This window comes from Stenotrophomonas sp. YJH_SMC_20, from assembly GCF_059367845.1.
This window is the reverse complement of sequence record NZ_JCAFRG010000006.1, coordinates 1-17,502: the sequence shown is the minus strand read 5'-3', so window position 1 is coordinate 17,502 and position 17,502 is coordinate 1. Positions and strand designations below refer to the sequence as shown.

Genomic DNA, 17,502 nt, shown 5'->3' with positions numbered 1-17,502 from the left:
TCTACCCCTCATGGCATCATGGGGGATGAGCAACGCAGGAACATTGCATCGCATCCCGACCCGGCCCTGGCGCTGGCTGCCCTGGCTGGTGGCGTCGCAGCTGGCCGTGATCCTGGTCTGGTCGCTGGCGGGCTGGCGGTGGGGCCTGCCGCTGATGGTGACCAGCCACGCGCTCTTTCTGGTGCCGGTGTTCCTGCCCAACTGCCACTTCTACGCACCGGTGCTGAGCCGGGTACCGGAGGCCGGCAACAGCGTCTGGTTGACCATCGATGACGGTCCCGGCCCGGAGACCCGGGCCGTGCTCGATCTGCTGGATCGCCACCAGGCACGTGCCACGTTCTTCCTGGTCGGCGAGCGGGCGCTGGCGCAGCCGGAGCTGGTGCAGGAGATCCTGCGCCGGGGCCACGACCTGGGCAACCACAGCCACAGTCATCCACAGGCGCGCTTCTGGCGGCTGGGCCCGGCAGCGATGCGTGCCGAGATCGAGGGCTGCCAGCATGCGCTGCAGGCGGTGGGCGGTCGCCCGGTGCGCTGGTACCGCTCGGTGGTGGGCATGACCAATCCGTTCGTGGCGCCGGTGTTGAAGGCGCTGGGACTGGTGCGCGTGGGCTGGAGCGCCCGTGGCTACGACGGTGTCGGCTGCACGCCGGAGGGCGTGCTGTCGCGGCTGCTGCCGGACCTGCGCCCGGGCGCCATCGTGCTGCTGCATGAGGGGGCCGCCCACGGCCACAACCTGGCGATCATCGAACGCGTGCTGCAGGCGCTGGACGAGCGGGGGCTGAAGGCGCGGCTGCCTACCGGCTGATACGTATGCGGTAGCGCCGGGCCATGCCCGGCGGATGCCACAGGTGCCGCTGCGCTCGCCGGGCATGGCCCGGCGCTACAGGTTCCGGCGTGCCACCAGCAACCAGCTGTTGAACGGCGTGCGCCCATGCAGGGGACGCGGGGGGGTCACCTGTAATCCGGCTTCGACCAGCGTTGCCTGCAGCGCCTGCGGATCCGGGTAATGACGGGGGCGGGTGCCCATCCAACCGATCAGCCAGGCCAGCCGGTCCGCCACCCGGGTAGTGCGGTCGCGGCCATCGCCGGTAGCGAGCGGCGTGCGCAGCAGCAGGCGGCCACCGCGGGCTACCCGTGCACTGGCCTCACGCAGCAGTGCCTGCTGTGGGCCCGCGTCCAGGTACTGCAGCACATCCAGCAGCAGCACATGCCCGGCCTGCGCCGGCAGCGGCGCCTGCACGTCCAGGCAGTCGAAGCGCACAGCGGGCAGGCCGGTGGCGGCACGCTGGGCGCGGGCGATCTTGCCGGCATCCACGTCCACGCCCAGGTAGGGCTGGGAGCCACCGCGCTGGCGCAGCACGTGGGCGAACAGGCCCAGCCCGCAGCCCAGGTCCAGCACCGGTTGCCCGTCGCCAGGCAGGTGCTGCAGCACGCCGTCATACAGCGGGTCGCTGCCCAGCTTGCTGCGGGTGTAGTAGTAGTCGCGGCGGCTGGCCCAGGCGTGCGCGGGGCGGAATGCCTCGGCGATCGCACGGGCCTGCGGTGCGGCCAGGGGAGTGCAGGGCAGGGGCGGGCCGTTCCGTGGCGTGCCGTCCATCGCCTCAGTCCGTTCCGCCGAGCAGGTGGGCGGCGACCGGCAGCGCGCGCGCGCTCCACAGCGCGTACATCCGTGCTGAAGGGTGCAGGCCGTCGTCGGCGATCATCGCCGGGTTGTCGCCCTGGTCACGGCTGATATCGGTGATGTCGACGAAGGCCACGCCCTGCTGGGTGCTGATCACTTCGGCAGCGGCATTGAACTCGTCGGTCTCGATCTCGATCGCGGCCAGGTCACGGCCGCTGCCGATACCAAACGGGGTTGCACCCCAGTCGGGGAAGGACAGCACCAGCACGCGCCCGGCATCACCGCCGGCGAAGCCGATCGCCCGCTCCAACAGGGCCCGGAACTGGCTGCGGTACTCGTCCAGCGGACGCCCGCGGTACTGGTTGTTGACGCCGATCAGCAGGCTGACGAAATCGAACGGCCCCTGCGGCGCGGCCGCATCGATGCCGGCATCGAGTTCGTCGGTGGTCCAGCCGGTGGTTGCAATGGTCTGCGGATCGGACAGCTCAATGCCCTGCGCACGCAGGGCGGCGGCAAGCTGGTGCGGCCAGCGGCCTTCGACGGCAACCGCTTCTCCGATGGTGTACGAGTCGCCCAGCGCCAGGTAGGACAACGCCACGGCTCAGGCCACCGAACGGCGCGGCTTCAGCGGCACGACCTTGGTGGCGTCCTCGGCACGGCGGGCCAGCACGCGGTCGATGCGTGCGAACACATCGCGCATGACCGAGGCTTCCGGCAGCAGGGTCACGCGGAAGTGATGGCGGTAAGGCACGTTGAAGCTGGAGCCCGGTACGACCAGCACGCCTTCGTTGTTCATCAGGTCCAGGGCGAAGGTGTGGTCGTCGAAGCCCTTGGCGGCGGCACCGACCACGGCCGGGAACGCGTACAGCGCGCCGGCCGGGGCAACCAGCGACAGGTGTTCGCTGGCCTCGCAGGCCTCGATCACCGCGCGCCGGGTTTCATACAGACGGCCGCCGGGGGCGCACAGCTCGGAAATGGTGTCCGGGCCGTTCACTGCCGCGTCGATGGCGTACTGGCCCGGCACGTTGGCACACAGGCGCAGCGCGCTCAGCAGGTCCAGCGCGGCGCGGAAATCGCCCAGGCGTGCGTCATCGCCACTGAGGTGCGCCCAGCCCACGCGCCAGCCGCAGGCGCGGTGCACCTTGCTCAGGCCGCTGAAGGTCAGGCACGGATGGTCGCCGGCCAGCGGCGCGACCGGCTGGAACACCGCGTCGTCGTACAGGATCTGGTCGTAGATCTCGTCGACCAGCAGCAACAGGTTGTGGCGGCGCGCGATCTCGACCACGCGCTCCAGCAGTTCGCGCGGGTAGCTGGCGCCGCTGGGGTTGTTCGGGTTGATCAGCACGATGGCGCGGGTGCGCGAGGACACCAGCGTCTCGATCTCGGTCGGGTCGGGCTGGAAGCCGTTTTCCGGCGCGCAGCGGTAGTACACCGGGCGGCCGTCGTTGAGGATGGCCGCGGCCGACCACAGCGGGTAGTCCGGCGAGGGCACCAGCACTTCATCGCCCGGGTTCAACAGCGCCCGCAGCGACAGATCGATCAGTTCGCTCACGCCGTTGCCGACGAACACCCGGTCCGGATGCGCATCGGGCGCACCGCGGCGCGCATAGGCGGCGGCAATGGCTTCGCGTGCGACCGGCAGGCCCTGCTGGTGGGTGTAAGGGTCGGTACGGCCCATGTCATCGGCAATCGCGCGCTGCAGGTGCTCGGGCGCACGGAAACCGAAGTTGCCCGGGTTGCCGATGTTGAGCTTGATCAGCTTGCGGCCCTGCGCCTCCAGTTCCCGGGCTCGCCGCGCCAGTTCTCCGCGGATTTCGTAGCGCACTTCGGAAAGGCGCTCGCGGATGGCCAGGGGCTTGGGCGAGGTGGTGGACATGGGAGCTGGGCCGTCAAAAGGCTTGGGGCTTCCATCCTACCGGAATTGCTGCACTGCATGGCAAGGGCTCCGGGCCCGCCATTGCTGGGCTGGCAGGGCGTCGGCACAGGTAGAATGGCCGCGATGACCCAGACCCCCGATTTCATCGCCCTGCAGACCATTGGCTGGCCCTGGCCGGGCCCGGCGCAGCAGGCCGACTGGCAGGCCGCGATGGCCACGCATCCGCAGGCCCGCCCGGCGCGGGTGATCGAGCAGCACCGCACGCACTACGTGGTGGCCGATGGCCCGGATGCGTCGATCAAGGCCGAGTCGCTGCCGGAATGGCAGCGCCCGCGCTTCCCCAGCCATGAACGGCCGGCGGTGGGCGACTGGGTGCTGCTCGATGGCATCCGCATCGTCGCCCTGCTGCCACGGCGCACCGCGATCAAGCGTGGTGCCGCGGGTGAGCACTACCACCAGCAGGTGATCGCGGCCAACATCGATACGGTGTTCATCGTCTGTGGCCTGGACGCTGACTTCAATCCGCGCCGCATCGAGCGCTACCTGCTGCTGGTCGGCGGTGGCGGTGCCGAACCGGTGGTGGTGCTGACCAAGGCCGACCAGACCGAATACAGCGAGGACGCGCTGGCAGTGCTGGAAGAACTGGAGATGCAGGGCATCGCCTTGCATGCGATCAACGGCCTGGACGCCGACAGCGTGGCGGTGCTGCAACCGTGGCTGGGCCCCGGCCGCACGGTGGTGCTGGTCGGCTCCTCCGGTGCCGGCAAGTCCACGTTGACCAACACGTTGCTCGGCGAGCAGCGGATGAGGACCAACGCGGTGCGTGCCAACGATTCGCGCGGGCGCCACACCACCACGCACCGCGCGCTGATGCCGCTACCGACCGGTGCCTGCCTGATCGACACCCCCGGCATGCGCGAGCTGAAGCCGACCGGTGAAGAGACGCTGTCCGAAGGCGGCTTCGCCGATATCGAAGCGCTGGCCGCACAGTGCCGCTTCAACGACTGCAAGCACCAGCAGGAACCGGGCTGTGCTGTTCGCGCAGCGATCGACGCGGGCGAGATTGAAGAGAGCCGGCTGCTAAACTACTTCAAGCTGAAGGAAGAAGTGGCCGTGGCCGCAGCGAAGCTGGCCGTACGCCAGGCCGAGACCGCGCAGGAACGCGGCGGCAGGAAGGGCAAGGGCCAGCAGTTCCGGCCGGCGGGGAAGCCGCGTAGGCGGTAACAAGGCAGCCGAGCATGGGCTCGGCTCTACAGCTGGTCCGCGGTGGAGTCATTTCATGTAGCGCCCGAGCCAATGCTCGGGCGGCGGCGCACCGCGCCGGGCACGGCAGGGCGTTATAGTCCGCGCATGGAACCGACTGCGACGCTGGACCGTGACGTGGCCCACCATGCAGCGCTCGATGCGCGCCTGGTCGAGGCCGTGGGGGGCATCCGCCTGCTGGGCCTGACCAGCTGGCCGGCCACGGTGCAGGCCCCGTTCCTGGAAAGCGTGGCGCGCGGCCAGCCGGTGCTGCCGAAAGTGGATTACCCCCGGCTCGACTTCAGCGAGGAGCGCCGTGCGCTGGCCGCGATCGCCGGCGACTGCGATGACAGCCACCCGCTGGGCCACTATGTGCAGCAGTCGGCGCAGAGCTGGGATCTGGCCGCGCAGCTGTTGGAGGGGCTGGGCACTGCGGCAGTCGATACCTGTTCGGTGCAGCTGTTCGGCGCACCCGAGCAGCCGCTGCCGGGCAATGGTCCGAGCACGCGCGACGCAGCGCGCCACTTCATCCAGATCGCTACCGAACTCGATCACGAACTGCTGGCGCCGGAAGAGCAGGTGCCGGTCTCGGCCATTGCCCTGCAGCTGCAGCTGCAGAATGACCTGGATGCGTTCTTCGAATCGCGCATCATCCAGGTGCAGCTCGATCCAGAGCTGGTGTCCAAGGCCGCTGCCGGACCGACCCGCATCCGCCTGCGTACCAGCGCGCGCTTCAGCGCTTACGACCGCGCGCAGCTGTTCCACCATGAAGCGCTGGTGCATTCGCTCACCGCATTGAACGGTCGCGGCCAGCCGGTATTGCCCAGCCTGGCACTGTCCTCGCCACGGGTGACGGCGACCCAGGAAGGGTTGGCCACGTTCGCCGAGCAGATCACCGGCAGCATCGACATCGAGCGCCTGAAGCGGATCAGCCTGCGCACCGAAGCGATCGCGATGGCACGCGAAGGCGCCGACTTCATCGAAGTGTTCCGCTATTTCTGCGATGCCGGGCAGAACCCGGAGGAGAGTTTCGCCTCGGCACAGCGCGTGTTCCGTGGCGTGCCGCCCAATGGCGGCCTGGCGTTCACCAAGGACACGGTGTATCTGCGCGGGCTGGTGTCGGTGCATACCTTCTTCCGGCACATGCTGGCCGAGGACCGCCTGCAGGTCTGCCGCTGGTTGTTCGCCGGCAAGATGAGCCTGGCCGATGCGATCGCGTTCGCGCCGCTGTTCGAAGCGGGTGTGCTGAAGCCGCCGCGCTGGCTGCCGCACTGGGTGAGCCGGGCGAACGGCCTGGCCGGCATGCTGGCGTTTTCGCTGTTCGCCAACCGCATCCGCATGGACCAGCTGGCGCCGGAGTAATAGCGTTCAGAGCCGGGGTCGGATCCCCGCGAAATGTATCCACGCATGGCGAGGATCTACAGTAGATCCTCGCCATGCGTGGATGAAATCTGTCAGATATCGATAAACAACATGGGGTCAGAGCCCGTTGCTACGCAACGGGATCAACCCCATGCCATTCCAACAGCTCGCGGCCAACTGTCGAAGGCGGGGTGGGTCCGGTTGCGGGGGTGTCCGCGGCATGGATGCCGCGGCCAAGCCTACACGGACGTACTTGCGGCGTCCCCCGCAACCGGACCCACCCCGCCCTCCCACGGAATGCACGCTTTTGACGTTGCCGTGAGCAGGTGCAGGGCGGCAGCCCTGCCGACACACCCACCCCCACACCCACAAACGAGACGCGCGTCACCGCCCGCAACACGCGCGCCGCTTCGTAAACAACCTTTCATCTTCCATTCGCATAGTGGCGGCGCGCCGCGCGCAGACGCGTCGGTCTTCCCCCATGCAATGGACTCACATGCAGACCCGATACCTGACGATCGCCGTGGCAATTGCCCTTTCCGCCGCCGCCAGCACCCATGCCGCCGAAACCACCGACGCCAGCACCGATGCCGCGCTGAGCGCGCAGACGCTGGATACCGTCTCCGTGATCGGCCAGGGCGAGACCCGCCAGGTGCAGCGCATCACCGCGGTCGACAAGCAGGTGCTGCCTCCAGGTACCAGTGGCCAGAAGATCCTCGACCGCCTGCCGGGCGTGTCGGTGCAGTCCAACGATGCCTTCGGCGCGAACGAAGAATCGCAGACCATCAGCCTGCGCGGCTTCGACAAGAGCCGCCTCGGCTATACGCTGGACGGCATCCCGCTGGGCGACAACAGCTACGGCAACTACAACGGCCTGAGCATCGCCCGCGCGATCATCGCCGAGAATCTGGCCGGTGCCGAGTTGTCGCAGGGCATCGGTTCGCTGGGCGTGGCCTCGACCAGCAACCTGGGCGGCACCATCCAGTACTTCTCGATGGACCCGTCCACCGAGTTCGGTGGCCGCGCCAGCGTCACCGTCGGCGACGACAGCCAGCGCCGTGGCTACCTGCGCGTGGATACCGGTGACATCAACGGCTTCTCGGCCTATGTGTCCGGCGTGCACCAGGACCAGGACATGTGGGCCGCGCCCTACCAGAACCAGACCACCCGCCAGTTCAACGCCAAGGCCGTATGGAACGTGGGCGACCATCGCTTCGGTGCGTTCGTGGCCACCTCGCGCGCCAGCCAGGCCAACTATGCCTACCTGTCCAAGGACATGCTGGCGCGTGGCCTGGGCTGGGACTGGAACATCTACGCACCGGACTGGGACCGTGCTGTCGCCGCAGCCTATTGCGCGCCGGGCACCTACAACAAGGCACGCTGCAAGTTCAGCGGCGGCGTCAACAGCATCGACGATGCCTACTACCAGAGCCGCGCATTGCGCGACGACAATCTCTATTCGGTCGATGCCGACCTTCGCCTGGGCGAGCAGGGCCGCCTGAAGCTGCTGGCCTACCACCACGACAACCGTGGCCAGGGCCACTGGTGGGCACCGGGCCAGCCATCCTACCCGGGCACCGACAGGATGCTGCCGATCTCGATCCGCAGCACCAACTACACGATCAACCGCGATGGCCTGACCGCCGCATTGTCGTGGACGGTGGGCATCCACGAACTGGAAGCCGGCCTGTGGTACGAGCAGAACGACCATAACGTGTCGCGCAACTTCTACTACATCAGTGGCCCGTTCCTGGACGACCTGTACCTGAAGAACCCCGACCGCCTGCTTTTCAACCAGGACTTCGACATCCGCACGCGCCAGTTCTACGTGCAGGACCGCATGCGCTTCCTGGGCCAGCGCCTGACCGTGGATGTGGGCATCAAGAGCCCGAACACCCGCATGCGCGCCACCGCCCAGCCGGGCGTGGAAACCCGCATCGCCTCGGGCACGCTGACCGCCAAGGAATCGGTGCTGCCGCAGGTGGGCCTGGGCTTCAAGCTCAGCGCCAACAACGAGCTATTCGCCTCCTACGCCGAGAACATCGCCGCCTTCGTCGGCGGTGGCAGCGGCGGCCCGCTGCAGGTGTCGCCGGAATCGTTCGCGGCCAGCGCCGGGCTGGAGCCGGAGAAGTCCAGGAGCCTGGAAGCCGGCTTCCGCACTTTCGGTGAGAAGTACCAGGCCTCGATCGCTGCATACAACGTCAAGTTCGACAACCGCCTGCTGTCGCTGAACCCGTGTTCGAGCATCGAAGTCGGCACGCGCCCGGAGTGCGTGACGCGCTTCATCAACGTCGGTTCGGTGAAGAGCCATGGCGCGGAACTGACCTTCATCCTCAAGCCGATTGATGGCCTGCAGTGGTACAACGCGCTGTCCTGGAACAAGACCACCTACGAGGATGACTACACCTCGGGCGGTGCGATCGTACCGGTGGCCGGCAAGATCACGGTGGATACGCCGCAGCGCATGGCCTCCAGCGAGATCAGCTGGAACCGCGACGGCTTCTTCGCCAACCTGCGTGCCAAGTACACCGGCAAGCGCTACTACACCTACACCAACGACCAGTCGGTGCCGGGCGTGACCACCTTCGACGCTGGTGCAGGCTACGACTTCGGCCCGGGCCTGGGCCTGCGCAACGTGCGGGTGTCGTTGAACGCGACCAACCTGACCAACAAGCGCTATGCCGGCCAGCTGAGTTCGTTCGCACCCACGGACCCGAACGGCACGCGCTACGCGATCCACGCCAGCGCACCGCGCCAGGTGTTCATGACCGTCGCCGCCGAGTTCTGATGCGATGGGGTCAGAGCCCTTTCGCGCGCGAAAGGGATCTGACCCCGGTGCAAGGGGCCGCTAGACTGCACGGGCACTGAGCAACGGACACCCCACGTGACCCCCGACGACTACCACGCGTCCTGCAGCCGCCTGCTGCAGGACTACCTGCACACCGCTTCGCCCGAGCAGCGCCACATCTACGTTGCACGGCGCAACTACGATGACAGCCCCGACGTGCTGGCCTGGCTGGCAGAGCAACGCGATCTGGACCGTGCCACGGCACTGCTGATGCACGCATCACTGGGCGCAGGCCGGTTCGCCCAGTACACAGACGCCAGCGAGGTGCCCGGCCACGAGCAGGCGGCGTACGCGCTGGTCCGTCGCATCGAGCAGCGGTGCCTCGATGGCTTCTACGCCGACCATGGGCTGGACTTCGATCCGTTTGCCGAGGCGGTCGATGATGCGTACGACGATGGCCTGCCGTTCCCGATCGCGCAGCAGTTGCACGATCTGGCCGCGGCCTTTGAACCCGAACGCGGCCCGGCACTCGGTGATGCCACCGCAGGTGATGTCGATATCTGGGCGGAGGTCGTGCCCCCAGCACTCTCACCCGTAGCAACCGCGTCGGATCCGGGCTGGCCGCTGCTCGTCTCGTTTCTGCAGCAGGCCACGCCGCAGCAGCGCCATCAGCTGATGCTGTTCGCCGACACCCACACCCTGTCCGATGCGCTGCAATGGCTGCTTGAACAGCCGTCGTTGGCCGCATCCAGCGCACTGGCGCTGTACTGGAACCTGGGGGCGTCCTGGTACGTGCCGTTTGCCACGGTCGACGATGTGCCTGCATCGCACCGCCACACCGCCGCGGTGCTGCGTGGCATCGAACAACGGCTGGCCGAGGGCGGCTACGCTGACCAGGGCCTGGGCTTCGACCTGGCGCAGAACCGGCCACGCTTCCCGGCCCGTTGGCCCGGCCGGCCGGTGCTGCGCGCGGTTCCCGAGGCGATGTGGTTGCCGCGCGACGGCCAGATCGTGGAGGAGTCCGACGAGGTGGATTTCATCTCCGGCCTGCCGGAGGAGGTGGCTGGCGCACTCGCGCAGGCGCGCGGATAGACCGCGGAGCGCATCGGGGTCAGAGCCCTTTCGCATGCGAAAGGGATCTGACCCCAGGGGCGACCGAGCATCCACGCATGGCGTGGATCTACTGCAACGCGCGGGGGTCAGCCCATGTACAACCCACCATTGACCGCGTAATCGGCGCCGGTCACGTACGAAGCCTCGTCCGATGCCAGCCAGCCCACCAGCCCGGCCACTTCCTCTGGCCGGCCCAGGCGGCGCACCGGCACCGAGGCGGCCAGCCGGTCCAGCACATCCGGCGGGAAGCTGCTGATCGCCTGGCTGGCGATGTAGCCCGGCGACAGCGTGTTGACGGTGACCCCGCGCGACGCAACTTCGGCAGCCAGCGCACGGCTGAAGCCATGCATCGCGGCCTTGGCGGTGGCGTAGTTGACCTGGCCGATCTGGCCCTTGTGGGCGCTGACCGAGCCGATGTTGATGATGCGGCCCCAGCCGCGCGTGGCCATGCCGTCGACCACCTGCTTGGTGAGGTTGAACAGCGCGTTTAGGTTGGAGGCGATCACCGCGTTCCAGTCCTCCACCGTCATCTGGCGGAACAGCAGGTCGCGGCTGCCGCCGGAGTTGTTGACCAGTACATCGACCTCACCGACTTCGGCGCGGACCTTGGCGAACGCCGCGCTGGTCGAGGCCCAGTCGGTCGCGTTGCCTTCGGAGGCGATGAAGTCGAAGCCCTGTTCGCGCTGCTCGCGCAGCCAGTTGGCCTTGCGCGGCGAGTTCGGCGCGCAGCCGGCAACCACGGTGTGGCCGCTGCGGGCCAAGCTCTGGCAGATGGCAGTGCCGACACTGCCCATTCCACTGGTGACGTAAGCGATTCGAAGCGTCATTGCAGAAGGCTCCTTGGCAAAGGGTCAGGCGGCAAGGGGATACAGGCCGAACAGCAGGCTGCCGATCATCAGCAGCATCGAGATGGCGATGGCCCACTTCAGGGTGAACTTCTGGTGGTCGGCGAATTCGACCTTGGCCAGGCCCACCAGCAGGTAGGTGGACGGCACCAGCGGGCTGAGCAGGTGCACCGGCTGGCCGGCCAGCGAGGCGCGCGCCATTTCCACCGGGGTGATGCCGTAATTGCCGGCGGCCTCGGACAGGATTGGCAGCACGCCGAAGTAGAACGCGTCGTTGGACATGAAGAAGGTGAACGGCATCGACGCCACCGCCGTGATCACCGCCAGGTACGGGCCCCACGATTCCGGAATCACGGCCAGGAAGCTGTGCGACATCGCCTCCACCATGCCGGTGTTGTTGAGGATGCCGGTGAAAATGCCTGCGGCGAAGATCAGTGACACCACCGACAGCACGTTGCCGGCGTGGTTGACCACGCGGCGGCGCTGCTCGGCCAGGTTCGGATAGTTGATCACCAGGGCGATGGCGAAGCCGACCATGAACAGCACCGGCATCGGCAGCACGCCAATGATCAGCGCGGTCATCAGCGCCACGGTCAGTGCCAGGTTCACCCACAGCAGCTTCGGCCGCTTGATGTCTTCGGCATCTTCCACGGTCGGCAGCGCGTTGCTGTCGTCGGACACGCTGTTGTCCATCCAGCTGCCGCCCTTGGGCAGGGTCACAACACCCAGGCGACGGCGTTCCTTCAGGCCCAGGTACCAGGCCAGCAGCAGCACGCCGGCACAGGCGATCACCATCGACGGGATCAGCGGCACGAACACGTCGGCCGGGTCCACGTGCAGCGCGGTGGCCGCGCGTGCGGTCGGGCCGCCCCACGGGGTCAGGTTCATCACGCCGCCGGCAAGGATGGTCACGCAGGTCATGTTCAGCGCGTTCATGCCCAACCGCTGGTACAGCGGCAGCATCGCCGAGACGGTGATCATGTAGGTGGTCGAGCCATCGCCATCGAGCGAGATCAGCATCGCCAGCACCGCGGTGCCGAGCACGATCTTCATCGGATCGCCCTTGACGAAGCGCAGGATCACCCGCACCAGCGGATCGAACAGGCCCGCATCGATCATCACCCCGAAGTAGAGGATGGCGAACATCAGCATCACGCCGGTCGGCGCGATCTTCTTGATGCCCTCCAGCATCATCTCGTCGATGCCGGCACCGAAGCCACCGATCAGCGCGAACAGGATGGGGATGGTAATCAGGGCGACGAGCGGCGACAGGCGCTTGCTCATGATCAAGTACATGAACGTAATGACCATGCCAAAGCCGAGGATGCTCAGCATCATCTGCGGACTCCTTGCGAAAACAGGACGTGGGGAGTGGAAGGGGCCCGGGCGGAATGCCCGGAATGTCGGGCCTAGAAGTCGTACTGCAGGCGGCCGGTGACCGCGCGCGTGCGGTCCACCGTCACCCCGGCCAAGCGGTCGCGGTTGCGGCTTTCGATCACGTTGAGCATGAAGCGCAGGTTGTCGCGCAGGTACCAGTTGCCACCCAGCGTCCACGCCTCGGTGCTGCCGCGGCGCAGGTCCGGCGCACCATCGAGATGCTGCGCGCCCCACATCTGGTCGTAGCGCAGCGCCACTTCGAACGCGCCGGCCTTGTGGCGGATGTCCTTCACCCGCGCGAAGCGGCCGGTCTTGCGGTCGTAGGCGCGGCTTTCGCCGGTGACGAACCAGCTGACCATGCCGTAGGCGGCCATCACGTCGCCACGCTGCGCACCGTCATCGAAGGTGGCGCCACTGAACTCGCCCTGCCACGACAGCGGGCCGCGCACCTGGGCGTACTCCAGCGACCACTTGTTGACATCGGTATCGCGGCCGGCGGAGAAGTCCACCAGGGTCAGGCGGCTGTTGTCGGACAGGTGGCCGGCCGGGCGCGGACGGATCTTCAGGCCCGGAACGCCGTTCGCGCCCGGGTTGTCATAGGCCTCGCGGGCCAGCGACAGGCCCAGGTGCAGCACGTCGCCATCGGCGGGCGAGGGCGCCCAGGTGACACGGCCACCGGCAGCACGCCCCTTCACCTGCCAAGCGTCGATGCTTTCCAGGCTGTAGATGCTGGCGGCCCAGGTGAAGTCACCCGGATTGGCCTGCCACGACGCGCCCAGTCGGTACAGCGGCGCCAGCGTGGTGCCGGCGTTGCCGCGCTCCAGGAAGCTGCCGTAGTTGGAGCTGGTACGGTCATCCAGCGAGAAGTACTGCTTGAACTGGCCGACGGTCAGCTTGCCGGCCTTGCCGAAGCTGCGCGCCAGGTACACGTCCTTGGCCTCGACGCGGTCGCCGGAGAAATCGGCTTCCAGCTTGTAGTCGACCACGAAGAACTTGCCGGACACGTCAACCCACGCACGGCGGATTTCGGTGTCGTCCTTGTTCGGGGTGCCCCGGTTGTCATTATCGAAGGTGGCGAAGTCCAGGTGCAGGCGGCCACCCAGGGTGGCCGTGACCGGGCGGTCGTCTTCGGCAGCGAAGGCCGGCGCCGACAGGGCAGCCAGCGCCATCATGGCGGCAGGACGCCGCCAGGCAAACGTGAATTCCACAAACCCTCCCAGGTGCGCGCCAGGCGCGCGGCAATCGTGGGCACCGGACGGTGCGCGGCCGCAGTCTGGGTCGCCGTAGCTGTCATCGTCCTGTCAGCGGTTTGTGCGGTGCAGCGTAAATGGTCGCCAGGCATGGCCCGGCGGGCGGCCCCGGCGTCATGCGGTAGCATTCGCTTCCCCTCCCACCGTCGTGCCCATGCGCCTGCTGCTGGTCGAAGACAACCCGGATCTGGCCGATGCGATCATCCGTCGCATGCGTCGCAGTGGCCATGCCGTGGACTGGCAGGCCGACGGCCTGGCCGCTGCCAGCGTGCTGCGCTACCAGAGCTTCGACCTGGTGGTGCTGGATATCGGCCTGCCCAAGCTCGATGGCCTGCGCGTGCTGGCCGGCATGCGCGAGCGCGGTGACAGCACGCCGGTGCTGATGCTGACCGCGCGCGATGGCATCGAGGATCGCGTGCAGGCGCTGGATGTGGGCGCCGACGACTACCTGGGCAAGCCCTTTGACTTCCGCGAGTTCGAAGCACGCTGCCGCGTACTGCTGCGGCGCGCGCGTGGGCAGGCCAGCGAAGTGGTGCAGATTGGCGGCTTCCAGTTCGACAACGCTGCGCACCGGGTCAGCCTCGACGGGGAGCCGATCGAACTGCCCAATCGCGAGTACCGCCTGCTGGAGATCCTGGTCGGCCGTCTTGGCCAGGTGGTCGGCAAGGACGAGATCGGCAACGGCCTGTTTGGTTTCGATGACGAAGCGGGCCCGAACGCCATCGAGTTGTATGTTGGCCGCCTGCGGAAAAAGCTGGCCGGCGCACCGCTGCGCATCACCACGGTGCGCGGTGTCGGCTACCTGCTGGAAGCCAGCGATGGCAGCGCCGACGCCGATGGCTGACGCACGCGCTGCGAACGCCGCACCGGGTTCGCTGCGGCGCACGCTGCTGCTCTACCTCGGCGCGCTGCTGGCGGTATTCGCGGTGGCGCTGCTGTTCGCCGCGCGCGACTATGGCCAGCGTGCGGCAAACCGTTCCTACGATCACCTGCTGGTGTCTTCGGCGCTGTCCATCGCCGATTCGGTGGCGCTGGTCGACGGCCAGTGGCAGGTCGATCTTCCCTATGCGGCGCTGGACCTCCTGGCGATGGCCCCGGAAGACCGCGTGTTCTATCGGGTGGCCGACAGCCGCGGCAACCTGATCACAGGTTATGGCGATCTGCCGTCGCCGCCGCGCCGTCCGGGCACGCAGCCGCAACTGTTTGATGCGGCGTACAGCGGCGAGGCCGTGCGCTTCGTGGTGGTCGGCCGCAGTTTCGCCGCGGCCTCGGCGCAGGGCGAGGTGCAGGTGCAGGTGGGCCAGACCCGGCGTGCGCGCGAAGCCGTCGCGCAGGACATGGTCAATCGCGCACTGCTGGCGATCGGCGTGCTGTCCGGCCTGCTGCTGGCGCTGGTGGCGTTTGGCGTGCACCGCGCGTTCCGCCCACTGGTGCGGGTGGAACGCGAGCTGTCGCGCCGCGAACCGTCCGACCTGAAGCCCCTCGACGCGCGCGTGCCGCGCGAGATGGACCAGATGGTGGCGGCGTTGAACCGCTTCATGGAACGCCTGTCCAGCAGCAACGAGACACTGCGCGCATTCATGGCCGAGGCTGCGCACCAGATGCGCACGCCGCTGGCGGCATTGCGCGCACAGGCACAGCTGGCGCTGGATGATGACGATCCGGAGGACATGCGGCGCAGCCTGCAGGCGATCGAGCGCAACGCCACCCATATGAGCCGGCTGCTGAACCAGCTGCTCAGCGATGCCAGCGTGATCCATCGTTCGCATCTGCAGCGCTTTGCAGCGGTGGACCTGGCCGAGACCGTGCACCAGGCCCTGCATGAAGCGCTGCCGCAGGCCGGTCCGGCGCCGCGCGTGCAGTTGGCGATGACCGCCGAACCGGCATTGGTGCACGGCGATGCGCTGCTGCTGCGCGAGGCGATCAAGAACCTGGTCGACAACGCACTGAAGTACGGCGGTGACGGCGACTTGCAGATTGCCCTTACCGTGGAAGGCGAGCAGGCCGTGCTGACCATCGCCGACCACGGCGCGGGCATCGCCCCGGCCGATGCCGAGCGCGTATTCGAGCGTTTCGCCCGTGGCGAAGGCGCGCCCTCAGGTGGTGCCGGGCTGGGCCTGGCCATCGTCAAGCGCGTGGTCGACAGCCATGGCGGCCGCATTGACCTGAGCAACCGCCCGCAGGGCGGGCTGGTCGCCACCATCCGCCTGCCCCGGAGCAGTCCATGATCCGCTTGTTCGCCACGACTGTTGCGCTGCTGCTGGCCCTGCCGGTGTTGGCTGCGCCCGGCGATGTGCGCCGTTTTCCCGCACAGGGAGCGGCCACCGCTCAGCTGCGCATCCACGGCACCACCGACATCGAAGTGTTCGCGGTGGTCATCGCCGACTACCAGCGCCTGCACCCCGGCACCGAGGTGGTGTACGAGGACATCATCACCCAGGACCTGTACGCACGTTTCCTGCACGACCGCGGCGGACCGGCATCACCGGACCTGCTGATCTCCAGCGGCATGGACCTGCAGACCAAACTGGTCAATGACGGTCACGCGCTGCCACACCGTTCGGCGCAGACCGCCGCGCTGCCGGCCTGGGCACAGTGGCGCAACGAGGCGTTCGGCATCAGCTACGAGCCGGTGGTGATGGTCTACAACACCCGCGCGATTCCTTCGGCCAAGGTGCCGCACACGCGCCGCCAGCTGCTGGACCGGCTGCGTGCTGAAGGTGCACCCCTGCGCGGCAGGGTCGGCACCTATGACATCGAGCGCAGCAGCGTCGGCTACCTGTTGGCGACCCAGGACGCGCAGCGCGGCAGCATTGCCGGCGCGCTGCTGGGCGCGCTCGGCGACAACGACGTGGTGCGCGAGGAGCGTACTGGCGTGCTGCTGGACCAGGTGGCCAGTGGCCAGCTGTCGCTGGTCTACAACGTGCTTGGCTCCTACGCGCAGGCGCGCGTTGATGCCGGCGCGCCGCTGGGCATTGTGGAGCCCGAGGACTACACGCTGGTGGTGCTGCGTACCGCAGTGATCCCGCGTACCGGCCCACACCCGGAAGAAGCCCGGCGCTTCCTCGACTACCTGCTGTCGCCACGCGGCCAGCAGGTGCTGTCGCGCGAGGCACGGCTGATGCCGATCGTGACCGGCAACGCGCGCGGCGATGATGCGCCGGGCCGCAGCCGCCGCCCGATCCAGCTCGGCCCGGGCCTGCTGGTGTACCTGGACGCGCTCAAGCGTCGCCAGTTCCTCGATGCCTGGCGCAGCAGCGTCGAGCCGGCCGGGCGCTGAGGCGGCGACCTGCCCGTACAATGGCGGCATGAGCGAATACACCATCCTGATCGCCGATGACCACCCGCTGCTGCGTTCGGCGGTGGTGCAGTCGTTGCGGCAGAGCCTGCCGCTGGCGCAGGTGCGCGAAGTCGCCAGCGCCGAGGCATTGGCCGAAGCGCTGGATGCCCACCCGGATGTGGACCTGGTGCTGCTGGACCTGACCATGCCCGGCGCGCACGGTTTCTCCGCGCTGCTGCACGTGCGCGGCTCGCATCCGGACATTCCGGTGGTGATCCTCTCCTCCAACGACCATCCGCGGGTGATCCGTCGTGCCCAGCAGTTCGGCGCGGCGGGTTTCATTCCAAAGTCTGCTCCGGCCGAGACCATCGGCGAGGCGGTGCAGGCGGTGCTCGATGGTGGCCTGTGGTTCCCGGCGATGGCCGCCGAACGCTCCGAGGCCGACGCACTGCTGGCCAGCCGCCTGGCCCAGCTGACCCCGCAGCAGTTCCGTGTGCTGCTGTGCCTGGCCGATGGCCTGCTCAACAAGCAGATCGCCTACACGCTGGGGTTGGCCGAGAACACGGTGAAGGTACATGTCACTGCGATCCTGAAGAAGCTCGAATGCCACAGCCGCACACAGGCAGCGGTACTGGTGAAGGCGCTGGAGCCTGAGGGCGACGCCGGCATCGGGTTGTAGTTTCCAGCCAACGGCGCAGCCCCTCGTGGGTGGGCACGTAGAGCAGTTCATGGGTGAGGCCGGGCAGGT

The 17,502-nt window shown here is 67.9% G+C and carries 15 protein-coding genes; 9 read left to right on the top strand and 6 right to left on the bottom strand.

Going from position 1 to position 17,502, the window contains the following annotated elements; genetic code table 11:
• Positions 1-25: 25 nt before the first annotated feature.
• Entirely contained in the window at positions 26-805 is a 780-nt protein-coding gene (locus tag AC5P6A_RS11930) for a polysaccharide deacetylase family protein (RefSeq protein ID WP_111098054.1), read from the top strand.
• 75 nt (positions 806-880) lie between these two features.
• Here the strand turns inward: AC5P6A_RS11930 and AC5P6A_RS11925 are convergent, their stop codons facing one another.
• The 3 genes from AC5P6A_RS11925 to AC5P6A_RS11915 are packed head-to-tail and all read right to left on the bottom strand — an operon-like array spanning position 881 to position 3,497.
• The gene (locus AC5P6A_RS11925; protein ID WP_111098055.1) at positions 881-1,597 is read right to left on the bottom strand and encodes a class I SAM-dependent methyltransferase; all 717 of its coding nucleotides are present in this window, start codon (positions 1,595-1,597) and stop codon (positions 881-883) included.
• A gap of 4 nt (positions 1,598-1,601) precedes the next feature.
• On the bottom strand, positions 1,602-2,219 hold the full coding sequence (locus tag AC5P6A_RS11920) for an SGNH/GDSL hydrolase family protein (RefSeq protein ID WP_019662073.1): 618 nt from the start codon (positions 2,217-2,219) through the stop codon (positions 1,602-1,604).
• A 3-nt stretch (positions 2,220-2,222) separates the two neighbouring features.
• Positions 2,223-3,497 (bottom strand): pyridoxal phosphate-dependent aminotransferase, encoded by a 1,275-nt coding sequence (locus tag AC5P6A_RS11915; RefSeq protein ID WP_058983579.1) that lies wholly within the window; start codon positions 3,495-3,497, stop codon positions 2,223-2,225.
• Between the two features lie 114 nt (positions 3,498-3,611).
• Between AC5P6A_RS11915 and rsgA the strand changes: the two genes are divergently transcribed.
• From rsgA to AC5P6A_RS11895, 4 genes are all read left to right on the top strand, one after another.
• A complete protein-coding gene (gene rsgA, locus AC5P6A_RS11910) occupies positions 3,612-4,721 on the top strand; it encodes a ribosome small subunit-dependent GTPase A (RefSeq protein WP_021203922.1) in 1,110 nt (369 codons plus the stop codon).
• Positions 4,722-4,847: 126 nt separating this feature from the next.
• Positions 4,848-6,101: a flavohemoglobin expression-modulating QEGLA motif protein gene (locus AC5P6A_RS11905; RefSeq protein WP_058983574.1), complete on the top strand. Its 1,254-nt coding sequence runs from the start codon at positions 4,848-4,850 to the stop codon at positions 6,099-6,101.
• 496 nt (positions 6,102-6,597) lie between these two features.
• A complete protein-coding gene (locus AC5P6A_RS11900; RefSeq protein WP_180877771.1) occupies positions 6,598-8,889 on the top strand; it encodes a TonB-dependent receptor domain-containing protein in 2,292 nt (763 codons plus the stop codon).
• A 96-nt stretch (positions 8,890-8,985) separates the two neighbouring features.
• Positions 8,986-9,981, top strand: a complete 996-nt coding sequence (locus AC5P6A_RS11895) for a DUF4274 domain-containing protein (protein WP_180877772.1) — start codon at positions 8,986-8,988, stop codon at positions 9,979-9,981.
• 107 nt (positions 9,982-10,088) lie between these two features.
• Here the strand turns inward: AC5P6A_RS11895 and phbB are convergent, their stop codons facing one another.
• The 3 genes from phbB to AC5P6A_RS11880 all read right to left on the bottom strand — a co-directional run bounded on the left by phbB (position 10,089) and on the right by AC5P6A_RS11880 (position 13,396).
• Positions 10,089-10,829 carry an acetoacetyl-CoA reductase gene (phbB, locus tag AC5P6A_RS11890; RefSeq protein ID WP_021204361.1) on the bottom strand — a complete coding sequence of 247 codons (741 nt, stop codon included), beginning with the start codon at positions 10,827-10,829 and terminating at the stop codon, positions 10,089-10,091.
• Positions 10,830-10,853: 24 nt separating this feature from the next.
• Entirely contained in the window at positions 10,854-12,182 is a 1,329-nt protein-coding gene (locus AC5P6A_RS11885; protein ID WP_029550722.1) for a CitMHS family transporter, read from the bottom strand.
• A gap of 74 nt (positions 12,183-12,256) precedes the next feature.
• A complete protein-coding gene (locus AC5P6A_RS11880; RefSeq protein WP_134735771.1) occupies positions 12,257-13,396 on the bottom strand; it encodes an OprO/OprP family phosphate-selective porin in 1,140 nt (379 codons plus the stop codon).
• Between the two features lie 232 nt (positions 13,397-13,628).
• Between AC5P6A_RS11880 and AC5P6A_RS11875 the strand changes: the two genes are divergently transcribed.
• The 4 genes from AC5P6A_RS11875 to AC5P6A_RS11860 are packed head-to-tail and all read left to right on the top strand — an operon-like array spanning position 13,629 to position 17,433.
• The gene (locus AC5P6A_RS11875) at positions 13,629-14,318 is read left to right on the top strand and encodes a response regulator transcription factor (protein ID WP_019662067.1); all 690 of its coding nucleotides are present in this window, start codon (positions 13,629-13,631) and stop codon (positions 14,316-14,318) included.
• On the top strand, positions 14,311-15,702 hold the full coding sequence (locus AC5P6A_RS11870) for a sensor histidine kinase N-terminal domain-containing protein (protein WP_207048961.1): 1,392 nt from the start codon (positions 14,311-14,313) through the stop codon (positions 15,700-15,702). Before AC5P6A_RS11875 ends, AC5P6A_RS11870 begins: the two co-directional genes overlap by 8 nt.
• Entirely contained in the window at positions 15,699-16,754 is a 1,056-nt protein-coding gene (locus AC5P6A_RS11865; RefSeq protein WP_155030096.1) for an ABC transporter substrate-binding protein, read from the top strand. The genes AC5P6A_RS11870 and AC5P6A_RS11865 overlap by 4 nt, the downstream gene beginning before the upstream one ends.
• A 28-nt stretch (positions 16,755-16,782) precedes the next feature.
• Entirely contained in the window at positions 16,783-17,433 is a 651-nt protein-coding gene (locus AC5P6A_RS11860; protein WP_005414428.1) for a response regulator, read from the top strand.
• Positions 17,434-17,502 lie beyond the last annotated feature (69 nt).